Here is a 15,522-nt window from a genome sequence, read left to right on the forward strand (position 1 = left end):
CAAGTCCGGTTGGGCGTGTCAGGGAACTCCAGTGCGGTGAGCCGGGCCGCTCCCCGCGGGTTGAGCCGGGCCGCTCCCCGACGCTTCTATGCCGTGTCAAGTCGGGCGGCCATGTTCGATCACAGAGCATCCCGCTCCCGAGAGCAAGGGTGGAGGACGTCAGGGCGGCGCCGCGTCGCGGTGCCCAACCCGACGACCACCCAACCGGCATCCCGCCCGAGCAGACCCGACCCCAACGCCGCCCTGCCGGCCCGCACCCGGGACCAGGCAACGCCACAGGAGAACGAGTGCGGGGAGACGGGAGGCGAGGCCCGGGCGGCCTCAACAACCCAACCACCAACCAGACCAGCAGCCGACACGGGACCCTGGACAACGGCCGCCCGGGCCTCGACTCACGGCTCCCCGCATCCGACCACGAGAACTGCGTGAAGGTGGTAGTCACAACCCTTCGAGACGGCACCCGCGCCTTCGGCGGCGCGCCTCCTCAGGGAACGATGGGGACGCACCACGCCGCTCCGCGGGCGGCCCTCCTCAGGGAGCGAAACGAGGGGCGGTCGGCAGCACACTGCTGCCGACCGCCCCATCATCCAGTTGCGCTCAGCGCTGCTTCAGCACCGCCTTCGCCGCCGCGAACCGCGCGATCGGCACCCGGAACGGCGAGCAGCTCACGTAGTCCAGGCCGACGGAGTTGAAGAACTCGATCGAGTCCGGATCCCCACCGTGCTCACCGCAGACACCGGTCTTGAGCTTCGGCTTCACCGAGCGGCCCTTCTCGACGCCCATCTGGACGAGTTGGCCCACGCCCTCGACGTCGATCGTCTCGAAGGGGTTGCGCTCCAGCACGCGCTCCATCACGTAGGTGGTGAGGAAGCCGTTCTCGGCGTCGTCACGCGAGATGCCGATGGCGGTCTGGGTCAGGTCGTTGGTGCCGAACGAGAAGAAGTCCGCGAACTCGGCGATCTTGTCCGCCACCAGCGCGGCGCGCGGAAGCTCGATCATGGTGCCCACCGTGTAGTCCAGCTCACGGCCGGCCTTGGCCAGCTCCTCCTCGACAGCCGCGACGACGATGGCCCGCTGGGTCTCCAGCTCCTGGGTGAGCGCGACGAGCGGGATCATGATCTCCACGCCCACCGTCTCCCCCTCACGGTCCAGCACCGCGAGCGCGGCGCGGACGATGGCGCGGGCCTGCATGTCCGGAATCTCCGGGTACAGCATGGCGAGGCGGCAGCCGCGGGTGCCGAGCATCGGGTTGATCTCGTGCAGCCTCTTGACCTGGGCGAGCGTCGCCTTGGCGTCTGCCAACTCCTGCGCGTCCCCACCCTGCAGCTCCAGCCGCTGCACCAGCAGCGACTGCTCCACGAGGTTTGGCAGGAACTCGTGCAGCGGCGGGTCCAGCAGGCGAACCGTGACCGGCAGCCCCTTCATGGCGGTGAAGATGCCCTCGAAGTCCACCTGCTGCATGGGCAGGATCTCGGCGAGCGCGGCGGAGCGCTGCTCCGGGCTCTCCGCGAGGATCATCTTGCGCACCGCGGGAAGGCGGTCCTGCGCCATGAACATGTGCTCGGTGCGGCAGAGCCCGATCCCCTCGGCCCCCAGCTCGCGGGCCTTCGTCGCGTCCTCGAAGTTGTCCGCGTTGGCCCGCACACCGAGGCGGCGCACCTCGTCGGCCCACTCGACCACACGGGAGAAGTCCTCATTGATCTGCGGAGGAATGAGCTCGAGCTCCTCGCCGTAGACGAGGCCCTCGGTGCCGTCGAGGGTGATGATCTCGCCCTCGGCGATGACCCGATCACCGATGGTGAGGGTCTTGCCCACAGTGTCGATCCGGATGCCCTGAGCGCCGGCCACGCACGGCTTGCCCATGCCGCGTGCCACGACGGCCGCGTGCGAGGTCATGCCACCGTGGGCTGTGAGGATGCCCTGGCAGACGATGACGCCGTGGATGTCGTCAGGGGTGGTCTCGAAGCGGACGAGGACCACGGGCTCGCCGCGACCCCCGCGCTCCGCGGCGGTGTCTGCATCGAAGACCACCTCGCCGACGGCGGCGCCGGGTGAGGCCGGCAGGCCCTGGGCGATGGGCGTCTTGCCGTGATGCGGGTCGATGGCCGGGTGCAGCAGCTGGTCCAGCTGTCCGGGCTCGATGCGCATCAGGGCCTCCTCCTGCGTGAGCAGGCCCTCGTCGACGAGGTCCGAGGCCACCTTGAGGGCGGCTGCGGCGGTGCGCTTGCCGTTGCGGGTCTGCAGCAGGTAGAGCTTGCCGTTCTCGACGGTGAACTCCATGTCCTGCATGTCGCGGTAGTGCTGCTCCATCTTGTGCATGGTGGCGATCAGCTCGTCGTAGGCCTCGGGCAGCACCTCCCTCATCTCACCGAGCGGGCGGGGGGTGCGGATGCCGGCGACGACGTCCTCGCCCTGGGCGTTGACCAGGAACTCGCCGTAGAGGGCCTTCTCGCCGGTGGAGGGGTCGCGGGTGAAGCAGACGCCGGTGGCCGAGGTGTCGCCGCGGTTGCCGAAGACCATCTGCATGATGTTGACCGCGGTGCCCAGGTCCGCAGGGATGTTGTGGGCGCGGCGGTAGACGTCCGCGCGGGGGTTGAGCCAGGACTTGAACACGGCGTCGATGGCCCGGTTGAGCTGCTCAACGGGGTCCGAGGTCCACTCGCCGCCCAGGTGGTCGTTGGAGATGTCCTTGAAGGACTTGACGAGGCCCTTGAGGTCCTCGGCGGACAGGTCAGTGTCCAGCTCGACGCCGCGCTGGTGCTTGAGTGCGGTCAGGGCATCCTCGTAGGCATGCCCGGGCACGCCCTCCACCACTTCGCCGTACATCTGGATGAAGCGGCGGTAGCAGTCCCACGCGAAGCGCTCATTGCCGGACTCCGCGGCCACCGCGGCCACCGACTCGTCGGAGATGCCCAGGTTGAGGATGGTGTCCATCATTCCTGGCATCGAGTGGACGGCGCCGGAGCGGACGGAGACGAGCAGCGGCTTCTCGCTGCCGCCGAGCGTGCGCCCGGTGCGCTCCTCCAGGCGGGCCAGACCGGCCGCGATCTGATCCGAGAGGCCCTCCGGCCATTCGCCCTTGCGCTTCATGGTCTGGACGCAGGCCGTGGTGGTGACGGTGAACGCGTCGGGCACGGGAACGCCCACGCGCTTCATCTCCGCGACGCCGGCGCCCTTACCTCCGAGGAGGTTACGCATCGTGGCGTCACCCTCGGACAGGTCATAGATGTAACGATCCTCGCTCATGCTGGGGAAAATCTCCTTTGACAACCCTGGGGACCTCGATGTCCCCATCCGTCGCCCAGCCTAGACCCGACGCCTCGGCACCGCGCCCCAGGGGCGAACTTCTCCCACCCCTTGCGGGATCACGGAGACCAGGGCGTGCCCGGCCGGACGATGCCCGGTGGGCGACGGAGTCGTGCGCCCACCTGCTTGGCCCGATCGTCGACCATTTCGATGATCCGCGACGCCGCCTCCTCGATGGCCACCCCAGTGGTGTCGACGATGGGGCACCCCAGGCGCTTCTGGACCTTGCCGATCTCGTCGAGTTCGTCATAGATCTTGACCAGGTCCGCGTAGCCGTCCTTGGTGCCGAAGCCGCCCATGCCCCGCACGCGCTGCCCGCGGATCTTCAGCAGCCGCTCGGCGTCCATCGTCAATCCGACGATGCGCCACCGGTCCAGCTCGAAGAGTTCCTTGGGTGGCGTGATGCCGGGCACCAGCGGCACGTTGACGGCCTTGTAGCCCATGTAGCCCAGGTAGATCGACAGGGGCGTCTTCCCGGATCGCGACGGCCCCACCAGGCAGATGTCGGCCTCCCGCAGCGCTGCAGGGAGGGAGCCGTCGTCCATCCGGACGGCGAAGTCGATGGCCGCCATCCGCACGAAGTACTCGGCCTCCACCCCGGGGGGACGCATCGCCACCTGGTCCGCCTCGATGCCCGAGATGCGCTCCAGGGCGTGCATCGCGTCGGTCATCAGGTCCGCGTACGGGAGGTCGGCGTCGCGGCAGAAGTTGCGCACCAGGTCCGCCAGCTCCTCGTTGACGAGGGTGAAGAACACGGCTGCGGCAGGCGCGCTGTCGCGGACGGCCTCCAACGCGCGCAGCAGGGCCGCGGTGGTGTTGATCTTGCGATGGCGGACGATGGTGAAGTCGCGGCTCGGGAACTGGGTGATCGCCGCCCGCGCGATCCGGGCGGCCGTCTCCCCCGTCGAGTCGGCGATGATGTGGATTTCCAGCGGCTCTGCTGACATGGTCCACACTCTATGACCCCGGGCTCGGAGCGAGAGGCCGCCCCAGCGCTCGGGCCAGGCTCGGGTTTGAGCAAATGGCATGGGTCAACGCGGACTCGGGCCTATTTGATCGATCCAGAGAACCGTGAGCCCTGCCATTTGCTCAAACCCCTCCCAACCCGCCAGCCCGGGAGGCGGCGGGTGATGGGGCTAGGAGTCAGACGGAGGCGAGGCGCCGTCGCATCCCCTCGGCGTACTGTTCCGCCTCCAGACCGGCGACGAGGTGCCACGTGTTGGGCGCCACCTTGACCGCGCCTGCCAGGCCGGCCCGCTGCAGCGCCTCGACATCCACGAGGGAGTCGTCCTTGACACCGACGCGCACGCGGGTCTCAGCGATCCACTCCACGCCGTCGACGTTCTCCTCGCCGCCGAGGGCCGTCACCCACTGGCGGGCCTGGTTGACCTGGACATCGTCGACGACGATGATGCGGGGCTCCGCCGTTGCGGCGACGTCGGCGTCCACGTTGCCGCGGCGTGCGGCCGCCTTCTGCTCCGGCGTGCGGTAGTCGGTGAAGACGACCAGCAGCATCGAGGTGAAGAACGCAGCCGCGATGGCCAGGGCGTAGAGGGCGATGTTGTCGAACGCCGGGATGGTCAGCAGGGAGGTGAACACGAACGCGCTCGTCTTCAGGCCACCGCCGAAGCCGATGATGACGCCGCCGACGAGGCAGCCGGCCAGCAGGCGCGGATAGATCTTCTTGAATCGCAGATGGATGCCGTAAAGGCTGGGCTCGGAGATGCCGCCGAGCAGGCCCGCGGCCAACGCACCGGAGGCCGTCTGCCGCATCTGGACATCGCGTTCCTTCCACGCGAGGTACAGCACTCCGGCGGTGGCCCCGAAGCAGGCGAAGTTCCAGGCGCCCATGGGGCCCTGGATGTAGTCGAACCCGTTCTGCGAGATGTTGAGCAGCATGATGGCGTTGATCGGCCAGTGCAGACCCAGCGGCACCATGAAGGGGTATGCCAGGGGGACCACGATCGCGAAGATGAACGGCGAGAAGGCGTTGATGGACTCCAGCACCGAGGCCAGGCCGGCGCCGGCGTAGACGCCGATCGGGCCGATGAGGAAGGCCGTCAGCGGCAGCATGACCAGCATGGCGAGGAACGGCACGAAAATGAGGTGCAGGTTCTCAGGGATGACCTTCTTCAACAGCTTGTAGAGCGGGCCCAGCACCCCTGCCATGAGCAGCGGCGGGAACACCTGCGAGGAGTAGTTGAAGATGGTCAGCGGGACGCCGAAGATGTCGACCAGCGTCACCTCGCTCCCCGCGATCATCGCCGTGTAGGCCTCGTCGATGCCGCCCAGAGCGCTGAAGCCCGGCAACATGACCAGGCCCATGATCGCGAACCCCACCCATGGGTCAGCGCCGAGCTTCTTCGAGGCGTTGTAGGCCACCATGAGCGGCAGGAACACGAACACCGACTGCCACAGCAGGTTCATGAACTGCCACGACGGCGGGAGCGTCACGCGCGGATCCGCCCAGTTCCCGATCACGCCGAGGGTGCTCATCAGCGACATGAAGGTGATGAACAGGGAGGCGCCGAGCAGGGCGCCGAGGATGGGACGGAAGCTGTCCGAGAGGAACTCGAAGAACGAGTCGATCCAGGCGAACCTGCCCCGTACTCCGCCGGCCCGGGCTGCGGCCTTGAGCTCCTCGTCGCTCAATGGCGTCTGGTTCTTGAGCTCCGGCAGCTCGTTGATCTCGTTGTAGACGTTCTGCACGGCGCCGCCGATGATCACCTGGAAGCGTTCGCCCGACTGGGGCACCGCGCCCATCACACCCTTGATGGATTCGACGGCGGCCACGTCGATGCCCGAGGCGTCGCGCAGCTGGAACCGGAGGCGGGTGGCGCAGTGGCTCAGCCCGACGATGTTTCCGCCCCCACCGACGGCGGTGACGATGTCCTGTGCGGTGCTCATCTTGGATCGCCTCTCAGTTCTCAGCCATGGGCACGAGCGCCCGGACTTCTTGCGGGGTGGAGCAGGCCACCGCACGGGCGGCCAACTCCTGACAGGTGACCAGGTCGTAGGCGCGGACCATGGCCTTGACCGCCGGGATGGCGGGGATCGAGCAGCTGAGCTCGTCCACCCCGAGCCCGACGAGGAGTGGCACGGCCTGCGGATCCGAGGCCACACCTCCGCACACGCCCAGCCACTTCCCGTGCGCGTGCAGCGCCTCCGCGGCGCCACCGATCAGGGTGAGGACCGCCGGGTTGCACGGATCCACCTGGGCTGCGAGCTTCGGGTGGCCACGGTCCATGGCGAGGGTGTAGCTAGTCAGGTCGTTGGTGCCCACGCTGAAGAAGTCGCAACCCTCCTCAGCAGCGAACTGCTTGGCCATGACGGCCACCGACGGGACCTCCATCATGATCCCCACCACCACGTCCGCGTCCGGCGCGTGGGCGGCGCGTTCCTCGTCGAAGATGGCCTTGGTCCGCCGCCAGTCCTCGATGGTGGCGATCATCGGGAACATCACGTGCAGCTTCGCGCCGGCGCCCGCCGCGTCGAGGATGGCCCGGATCTGGGTCCTGAGCACCTCCGGCTGCTCCAGCCCGACGCGCACGCCGCGGATGCCGAGGAACGGGTTCTCCTCGGCCGGGATCGGAAGGTAGGCCAGCGGCTTGTCGCCGCCCACGTCCAGCGTCCGGATGACCAGGGGCTGGCCCGGGCTGAGCGCCCGCGAGCACTGGGCGTAGATCTCGGCCTGCTCGTCCTCCGTGGGCGCGGTGGCGCGTCCCATGAACACGAACTCGCTGCGCAGCAGGCCGACGCCCTCGGCGCCCTTGGTCATGGCGCGCTCGGCGTCCTCCACGCCGCCGATGTTGGCCACCACCGCGACGCGATGACCGTCGGTGGTCACGGCAGGCTCATCCTTGGCCGCCTCCTCCTCAGCCTTGCGGACGGCGAGCCGCTCCTGCCTCCCACGGATCTCCTCCACCTGGTCCTCGGTGACGTTCATCCGCAGCGAGCCCGCGGTGCCGTCGAGGACAACCAGGGTGCCGTCGGCGATCTCGAGAGCCCTGCCCTCGATTCCGGCGACGGCCGGGATGTCGAGGGAGCGGGCGATGATGGCCACATGGCTGGAGGCGCCGCCGGCGGAGGTGGCGAAGCCGACGACGCGGCTGCGGTCCAGCTGGGCGGTGTCCGACGGGGTGAGGTCCTCGGCGATGAGAATGGTGTTCTCCGGCAGCTCGGCGCGCTCGGAGCGCTGGCCGGTGAGCTCCTCCAGGACCCGCTGGCCCACGTCGCGGACGTCGTTGGCGCGCCCGGCGAGCACCTCGTTACTCAGGCCGGCCAGCTGATCGGCGAAGGTGCCGAAGGCGGCGCGCCATGCGAACGGCGCGGACTTGCCCTTATCGATGGCGCTTGCCGCCAGGTCCAGCAGGTCGGGGTCCGCCAGGATCTCCTGGTGCGCGGCGAAGATGGCCGCCTTGTCCTCCGACGCCTCGTCGGCGAGCCGCTTCTCGAGGGCGGACAGGTCCAGCAGGGCCCGGTCGATGGCCGAGTTGAGCTTGCGCCGCTCCAGGTGGTGATCCTCGGCCACCTCGTCGACGTCGATGTCCTTGCGCCGCATCTGGAGTACGCGGCCGATCCCGAGGCCCGGCGAGGCCGCGACACCCAGCATCAGGTCCCAGTCCCCGGACTTCGGGCCGACGGCCTGCGGCTCCGGCCCTGGCTCGACCTCGGGCTCCGGCTCGGCGACGGCCCGCCTCGCGGGAACCTCTTCCTCGGCGGCGGTCAGCGGTGGGCAGTCCTCCCCCAGGCCATCACGAACGGCCTGCGCCAACGCCGCGACGGCGTCCTCGGCGTCCGGCCCGTGGGCGGTGAACGTCACCTTCTCGGCGCGCGCCACGGCCAGGCCCATCACGGAGACGATGGACTTGGCGTTGGCCGATTCGTCGCCACGGCGGAGCCGGATATCGGAGCGGTACTGCTTCGCAAGGGCGGACAGGGTCGCGGCCGGGCGGGCGTGGATACCGGTGGGGTTGGGCACCAGGATGCCGTCGGAGGCCGCGGTCCGCGCCGGGCCGGCGGCGGCAGGGTCATCGTCGGAGGCAACCGCCAGGACGACGGTGGCAGCCACGTCGACGCCAGCCGTGACCAGCCCGGTGGCAGCTTCGATGCTCGCCACGGCGTCCGAGTTGGTGATCACCATCTGGGTGAGGAGGCTCTTGGCCTTGCGGCCCACCTCGTCGAGGTCGAACTCGATCAGCGGATCCCCGACCGCGACGCGCTGGCCGGCCTTGACCTTGGGTGTAAACCCCTCGCCCACGAGGCGCACCGTGTCCAGCCCGATGTGCATGAGGATCTCGAGCCCCTCGTCGCTACGCACGGTCACGGCGTGCGCGGAGGGCTGGACGTCCATCACCTCACCCGCCACCGGGGAGATCAGGATGTGACCGAACGGGTCGATGGAGATCCCGTCGCCCACCATCTTGCGCGCGAACACCGGGTCCGGCACCTGGTCCAGCGGCACAAGCACTCCGGTCAGCGGCGCCAGCAGCGTCACGACTGTCGGGTTCTGAATGCTCACGGGGACCCCCTTCAGCGGCGCCGCCGACCCGGGGATCGGGCCTCGTCAGCGGGACCGTTCGATTGCTTGGGAGCGTATCCGTTTCAGGGCTCAGATGGAGGGAGAATTCTCTGATCTGCGGGGTCCGGGCGGGTTTCTGCCCATCCCCCTGCCCGACGTCAGACCGGCGGTACTACGCTGGATGGACAAGGGCACCACAGTCGTTGCCCGGCTTACCAGGAGGTGCAGTCATGGAGACCATGGAGGAGACCACCGAACCGAGAAGCGTGCGGGTGACACGCGTGGTCGCCCACCCGTTGGACAGCGTGTGGAATGTCCTCATGAAACCCCACGGAGCCGAAGCACTGCTCGGCGAAGGGGGACAGCTGGGTAGTAAGGGCGAGGATTGGCGCGCCTCAGACGGCACGTACGGCGTGACGCGCAGCTTCCATCCCAGAGAACAGATCAGATTCTCCTGGCACGCGAGCGACGGCGCCCCGCGCACGCTCGTGGACCTGCACATGCGTCAAGCCGGAGACCGGACCGAGCTCGAACTCGTCCATGAGCACCTGCCCAAGGACGTCGACGCGGATGAGTTGGAGCGGCGCTGGCAAGCGGCCCTCGAGAGGATCGACAGCGCGGCCTCGTGAGACGGCAGCTGGCCCGGGAGCGATCCCGGGCCAGCGTCATTTCTGCCTGGAGGAGGGTGCGCGCCCCCGCATCAGGGAACTCGGAAATGTACTAACTAACCCCGCCCGAGTGTCATTACTACCGGGCGTAGGATGTTCGCGACGGCATGGGCGCCGTGACCTGTTTCAAGGACATGAGCACCCACATGGAAGCTCAAACAACCTCAAGGAAGACATCGTGACGAATCCCTCGCTCGTTACCCAACCCGCCACAGGGAGGCCGCGCGGTTTCATGCGCGCGGCCCTCTACGGCGCGCTCGGGCTCCTTACTCTGACCCTGGCCGCGTGCTCGGGCGGCCCGGCTGAGCCCGCCGAAACCGGCTCCCACACCTCCGAGTTCGACCTGCCGCTGCCCGACCTGCACGCGGTCACGTTCTTCGGCGGGACCATCAGCGGCTGGTGGCTCCTCATGGTCGGCATGCTGATCTGTGTGGCCGGATTCGTGTTCGGGATCCTCAGCTACATCAAGCTGAAGAACCTCCCCGTCCACTCGTCCATGCGGGACGTGTCCGAGCTGATCTACGCCACCTGCAAGGCCTACCTCCTGCAGCAGGGCAAGTTCCTGATGTTGCTGTTCGCGTTCATCGGTGCCGTGATCTTCGTCTACTTCGGGTTCCTCAACACCACCGGCGGCTGGGCCCGGGTGTTCATCGTGCTGGGGTTCGCGATCATCGGCATGCTGGGCTCCTACGCCATCGCCTGGTACGGCATCCGGCTGAACACGTTCGCCAACTCGCGGACCTCGTTCGCCGCCTTGGAGGGCAAGCCGTTCAAGGTCTACGACATCCCGATGCGTTCCGGTATGAGCGTGGGCATGGTGCTGATCTCCACCGAACTCATCATGATGCTGGCCATCCTGATGTTCGTGCCGGCCGACATCGCCACCGCCTGCTTCCTCGGCTTCGCGATCGGTGAGTCGCTGGGCGCCTCGGCGCTGCGTATCGCCGGCGGTATCTTCACCAAGATCGCCGACATCGGTTCGGACCTGATGAAGATCGTGTTCAAGATCGGCGAGGACGACCCGCGCAACCCCGGCACCATCGCCGACTGCGTGGGCGACAACGCCGGAGACTCCGTCGGCCCCTCCGCGGATGGCTTCGAGACCTACGGCGTCACCGGCGTCGCGCTGATCACCTTCATCCTTCTCGGCGTCCAGGCGGACCTGCAGGCCCACTTCCTGATCTGGATCTTCTTCATCCGCGCGATCATGCTGGTGGCCTCGGCGCTGTCCTACTTCGGCAACGCGATGTGGGCCAAGTCGAAGTTCGGCGACGCCGACGAGATGGAATTCGAGACCCCGCTGACATCGCTGGTGTGGCTCACCTCGATCGTGTCCATCGTCCTGACCTTCATCATGTCCGCCATCCTGATCCCCGACGTCGGCGGCGACACCACCCTGTGGTGGAAGCTGTCCCTCATCATCTCCTTCGGCACACTCGCCGGCGCGGTCATCCCCGAGCTGGTCAAGGTCTTCACCGGCGTCCGCGCCAAGCACGTCCAGGAGGTCGTGAAGTCGGCCAAGGAAGGCGGCGCCTCCCTCGACATCCTCTCCGGCCTGGTCGCCGGCAACTTCTCCGCCTACTGGCTGGGCATCGCGATCGTGTCCCTGATGGCAGGCGCCTACGGCGTCTCCACGCTGATCGAACCCGGCGCGATGGTCGACGGCGTGGTCACCGGCGGCGTCATGCTCGTGCCCGGCGTGTTCGCGCTGGGCCTGGTGGCCTTCGGTTTCCTGGGCATGGGCCCGGTCACCATCGCTGTGGACTCCTACGGCCCGGTCACCGACAACGCGCAGAGCGTCTACGAGCTGTCTCAGATCGAATCGCTCCCCGGCATCCGTGAGGAGCTCGAGCGCGACTACGGCATCACCCCCAACTTCGAACGGGCCAAGTACCTGCTCGAGGCCAACGACGGCGCCGGCAACACCTTCAAGGCCACGGCCAAGCCGGTGTTGATCGGCACCGCAGCGGTGGGCGCCACCACGATGATCTTCTCCATCATCATGGGCCTGACCTCCGGCCTGACCACCAACGTCGAGAACCTGTCCCTGCTGCACGTCCCGTTCCTGCTGGGCCTGATCACCGGCGGCGCGATCATCTACTGGTTCACCGGCGCCTCCATGCAGGCCGTCACCACCGGGGCGTTCCGTGCGGTGGAGTTCATCAAGGCCAACATCGACCTTGAGGGCACCACCAAGGCCTCCGTCGAGACCTCCCGCAAGGTGGTGGAGATCTGCACCCAGTACGCCCAGAAGGGCATGTTCAACATCTTCCTGGGGATCTTCTTCGCCACCCTGGCGTTCGCCTTCGTCGAGCCGTACTTCTTCATCGGCTACCTGATCTCGATCGCCATCTTCGGGCTCTACCAGGCCATCTTCATGGCCAACGCCGGTGGCGCCTGGGACAACGCGAAGAAGATCGTCGAGGTGGACCTGCAGGCCAAGGGCACCGAACTCCACGACGCCAGCATCGTCGGCGACACCGTCGGCGACCCGTTCAAGGACACCTCCTCGGTGGCCCTCAACCCGGTCATCAAGTTCACCACCCTGTTCGGCATGCTGGCGATCGAGCTCTCGATCATCATCGGCAACCCCGCCATCAACGCCGTCCTCGCCGTCACCTTCGGCGTGGCGAGCATCTACATGGTGTACCGCTCCTTCTACAACATGCGGATCGACGCACCCATGCTCACCTCCGCGGACTTCGCCTACCTCAAGGAAGACTCGACGAAGGATCAGATCACCGTCGCCTGAACACAGCACTGACCGCGCGAGGGCCGGAGGCAGATTCTGCCTCTGGCCCTCGTGCTGTGCCGATGGAAGACAGAGGGTGGAATCCAACGAAAAAGGCAGTAGATGAACAGCCCACGTTTCATAGGCTTCGAGGCCGCTGCGCGGCACCTCAGCCAGGGGAAGCGGACCTGCGCGGCACCTCAGCCAGCGAGATGGACACTCCGCGGCACCTCAGATGGCGGGTGGGACCCCACCCTCTGCAACTTGCTATCCAGAGCGCGGTATCTGTGTATATACGCAGATACCGCGCTCTGGATAGCAAGTTGCAGACCCGTCCTCCCTCGCCGGTGCCGGTGAGGGCTACTTCCCCGTCATGTCCGCCGGAATCACCCACGCGTCGAAGTCCTGACCGCTCACCCCGTTGGCCAGCGCCGACTCCCGCAGCGACGTCCCCTCCTTGTGCGCCTGCTTGGCGATCTTCGCCGCCTTGTCGTAGCCGATGTGCCGGTTCAGGGCGGTCACCAGCATGAGGTTGGTCGACAGGTTGTGCTCGATGCGCGGCAGGTTCGGCTCGATGCCGACGGCGCAATGCATCGTCCACTTCGAGATCCACGCGGGGGACGTCCCGCAGGCGTCGACTTCTATGTGGCCGGCCTTCGCTGGAAGGCGGAGGACTGGACCGCCTTCACCACTTCGCCCTACATCGGGTCACGACGCACGAGGAGGGTGAGCCCGGCATCCGCTCCCCGCGGTCAGTTGACTGGTGCGGGAACCGGGTTCCGCTGCCCCGATCACCGTCCCTTGCGAACCCTAGGACCCCGCGTCCCGACGACCAGCCCTAGGGCAGCGATCCGCTGAGGAGGCGATCCCGTGTAGGAGTGATCGACGGGGCTGGCCGCGGTCGGGCCTCGGAATCCGGAACGTCAGGGTCAGTTGAGCGCGACCAGGTCGCACACAAAGACCAGCGTCTCCCCGGGCGCGATGACGCCGCCGGCGCCGCGCTCACCGTAGGCCAGGTGCGACGGGATGACGAGCTGGCGACGACCGCCCACCTTCATGCCCTGGATGCCCTGATCCCAGCCCTGGATGACACGGCCGGCACCGAGCGGGAACGACAGCGGCGCGCCGCGGCCCCAGGAGGAGTCGAACTCCTCGCCGGAGCTGAACGCCACGCCGACGTAGTGCACGTGGGCTGTATCTCCGGCCTTCGCCTCGACGCCGTCGCCCTCCACGATCTCCGTGATCTGCAGGTCCGCGGGGGCCTCGCCACCGGGGAAGTCGACTTCTGGCTTCTCATTCATGTTCGTCATGCTGCGAGCCTAACGCCCGACCCGGACAAGCCCAACCCTCCCGCCCGGGCCACCCTCGGGCACGACACGCCGCCTCAGACCGCACCCAAGCCCACCAGCGGACCCGGAGGGCAACTCCGACGGCGTTTCGTGCCCGCCGGACTCGTGACGGCGACCCGACGATGTGCGACAGTGACCGCGTACCACCCACGAAAGGACTGACGATGAGCGATCAGTACCCGCAATACCAACCCCCTTCCGACGGAGGCCCCGGTCAGCCCCAGGGCCAGCCGGACGACGCCAGACGGTTCGACGCGCCCTACGGCCAGCCCGGCCCCTCCGGTTACGGCGCCCAGCCAAGCGATCCGTCGCACTACGGCGCCCAGCCTCCCGGCCCCTCCGGCTACGGACCGCAGGCACCCGCGCCCGGGTCATGGACACCCGACCCGGGCTACCAGTACCAGACCCCTCAGCCCGGGCCGCCCCACGCCGGGCCGCCACCGGGACCGCAGCCCTGGCTGGCCCCAGGCACCGCGACAAACGTCGGCAACTCTGCAAAGGGCTTCCTGGCGGCCCTCTTCGACTTCAACTTCGACACCTTCATCACGCCGAAGATCATCAAGGCCGTCTACATCGTCGTGACCGTGATCATCGGGTTGACCGCGGTGGGCTTCCTCCTCTCCGCAGTCGTCAGCGGTGAACCCGGCTTCATCGTGCTCGCACTCATCGGCGTGCCCCTGGCCGCCATCGTGTACCTCGCCATGGCCCGGATGACGCTCGAGCTGTACTTCGCCGTCGTCCGGCTCTCCGAGGACGTCCACGAGCGTCTGCCGCGACAGTGAAGCCTTGAAGCAGCCGCCGTCGCGGTAAGTTGGCGGGGTGAGTATCACCTGTGGACCCATCACCGCCGAGCAGCATCTCGTGTTCATCGAGCAGCGCGGTGCCGCGTCGTTCCTGCAGACGCCCGCCTGGGCGAAAGTGAAGCCGGAGTGGCGCGGGGAGTCGGTGGGGTTCTTCGCTGACGGCGAACTCACGGGGGTGGCGCTGGTGCTCTACCGGCAGCTCCCCAAGCTCCCCCGCTACCTGGCCTACCTGCCCGAGGGACCGGTCCTTGATTGGGGCCGCCCGGACATTGCCGCCCACCTGGAGGCGCTCGTCGCCCACGCGAAGCGCAGCAAGGCGTTCGCGGTACGGATCGGCCCGGCGCTGGTGCACCGCCGCTGGAGGGCGGACACCATCAAGGCCGCCATCGCCGACGAGGCCGTCACCCGCCTCTCGGACGTGGCGCCGGACGAAACCACCCTCGTCGGCACCCGCGTGATCAACCAGCTCATCCACGGCGGCTGGCACACCGACGAGAGCGGCCACGGCTTCGCCGCCGGGCAACCCATGTTTAATTTCCAGCTGCCGCTGCGCCACGACGACGGCACCCAGAAGTCCGAGGACGAGCTCCTCAAGGGCATGAATCAGCTGTGGCGGCGCAACATCAAGAAGGCGGCCAAGGAGGGCGTCGAGGTGCGCCGCGGCACCCGCGAGGACCTGGCCTCCTTCCACCAGGCCTACCTGGAGACCGCCGCCCGCGACGGTTTCACGGGACGCTCGCTGGCCTACTTCCAGACCATGTGGGACGCGCTCAACGCCGAGGATGAAGACCGGATGCGCGTCTACCTCGCCGAGCACGACGGCGACCAGGTGGCCGCCACCACCTTCGTCCGCGTCGGCGAGCACTCGTGGTACTCCTACGGCGCCTCCACCAACGCCAAGCGGGAGGTCCGGGGCTCCAACGCGGTGCAGTGGCAGATGATCCGCGATGCCAACGCTGCCGGGTGCGCCGTCTACGACCTGCGGGGCATCGTCGAGGGGGTCGGCGCCGATGACCCGGAGATCGGGCTGATCCAGTTCAAGGTGGGCACCGGCGGCGAGGCAGTGGCCTACCTCGGCGAATGGGACTACCCGATCAACAAGGCGCTGTACCGGGCGTTCGACCTCTACCTGAAGAAGCGCTGA

The 15,522-nt window shown here is 67.9% G+C and carries 9 protein-coding genes and 1 pseudogene; 4 read left to right on the forward strand and 6 right to left on the reverse strand.

Annotation, left to right across the window (positions count from 1 at the left end):
• Positions 1-597 precede the first annotated feature (597 nt).
• The 4 genes from ppdK to ptsP form a co-directional block, all read right to left on the reverse strand.
• Positions 598-3,246 (reverse strand): pyruvate, phosphate dikinase, encoded by a 2,649-nt coding sequence (ppdK, locus tag H5398_RS02880; RefSeq protein WP_182798934.1) that lies wholly within the window; start codon positions 3,244-3,246, stop codon positions 598-600.
• Positions 3,247-3,365: 119 nt separating this feature from the next.
• Positions 3,366-4,253 carry a pyruvate, water dikinase regulatory protein gene (locus H5398_RS02885; protein ID WP_182781337.1) on the reverse strand — a complete coding sequence of 296 codons (888 nt, stop codon included), beginning with the start codon at positions 4,251-4,253 and terminating at the stop codon, positions 3,366-3,368.
• Between the two features lie 196 nt (positions 4,254-4,449).
• The gene (locus H5398_RS02890) at positions 4,450-6,213 is read right to left on the reverse strand and encodes a PTS transporter subunit EIIC (protein WP_182798935.1); all 1,764 of its coding nucleotides are present in this window, start codon (positions 6,211-6,213) and stop codon (positions 4,450-4,452) included.
• A 13-nt stretch (positions 6,214-6,226) separates the two neighbouring features.
• Complete coding sequence (gene ptsP / locus H5398_RS02895; RefSeq protein WP_182798936.1) at positions 6,227-8,827, reverse strand: phosphoenolpyruvate--protein phosphotransferase; 2,601 nt, start codon at positions 8,825-8,827, stop codon at positions 6,227-6,229.
• Positions 8,828-9,057: 230 nt separating this feature from the next.
• On the opposite strand from ptsP, the gene H5398_RS02900 reads away from it, so the two are divergent.
• Both H5398_RS02900 and H5398_RS02905 read left to right on the forward strand, forming a co-directional pair.
• On the forward strand, positions 9,058-9,456 hold the full coding sequence (locus H5398_RS02900) for an SRPBCC domain-containing protein (RefSeq protein ID WP_182781334.1): 399 nt from the start codon (positions 9,058-9,060) through the stop codon (positions 9,454-9,456).
• 271 nt (positions 9,457-9,727) lie between these two features.
• On the forward strand, positions 9,728-12,247 hold the full coding sequence (locus H5398_RS02905; RefSeq protein ID WP_182781333.1) for a sodium-translocating pyrophosphatase: 2,520 nt from the start codon (positions 9,728-9,730) through the stop codon (positions 12,245-12,247).
• Between the two features lie 339 nt (positions 12,248-12,586).
• Here H5398_RS02905 and fumC read toward each other — a convergent pair.
• Both fumC and H5398_RS02915 read right to left on the reverse strand, forming a co-directional pair.
• Positions 12,587-12,817: pseudogene (fumC, locus tag H5398_RS02910) on the reverse strand (class II fumarate hydratase); the annotation flags it as partial.
• Between the two features lie 338 nt (positions 12,818-13,155).
• Positions 13,156-13,527, reverse strand: a complete 372-nt coding sequence (locus H5398_RS02915) for an FKBP-type peptidyl-prolyl cis-trans isomerase (protein WP_182798987.1) — start codon at positions 13,525-13,527, stop codon at positions 13,156-13,158.
• Positions 13,528-13,739: 212 nt separating this feature from the next.
• Between H5398_RS02915 and H5398_RS02920 the strand changes: the two genes are divergently transcribed.
• A complete protein-coding gene (locus tag H5398_RS02920) occupies positions 13,740-14,357 on the forward strand; it encodes a DUF4282 domain-containing protein (RefSeq protein ID WP_182781331.1) in 618 nt (205 codons plus the stop codon).
• Between the two features lie 37 nt (positions 14,358-14,394).
• A complete protein-coding gene (locus tag H5398_RS02925; protein ID WP_182798937.1) occupies positions 14,395-15,522 on the forward strand; it encodes a peptidoglycan bridge formation glycyltransferase FemA/FemB family protein in 1,128 nt (375 codons plus the stop codon).

The organism is Tessaracoccus sp. MC1679 (assembly GCF_014164775.1).
Taxonomy (GTDB): domain Bacteria; phylum Actinomycetota; class Actinomycetes; order Propionibacteriales; family Propionibacteriaceae; genus Arachnia.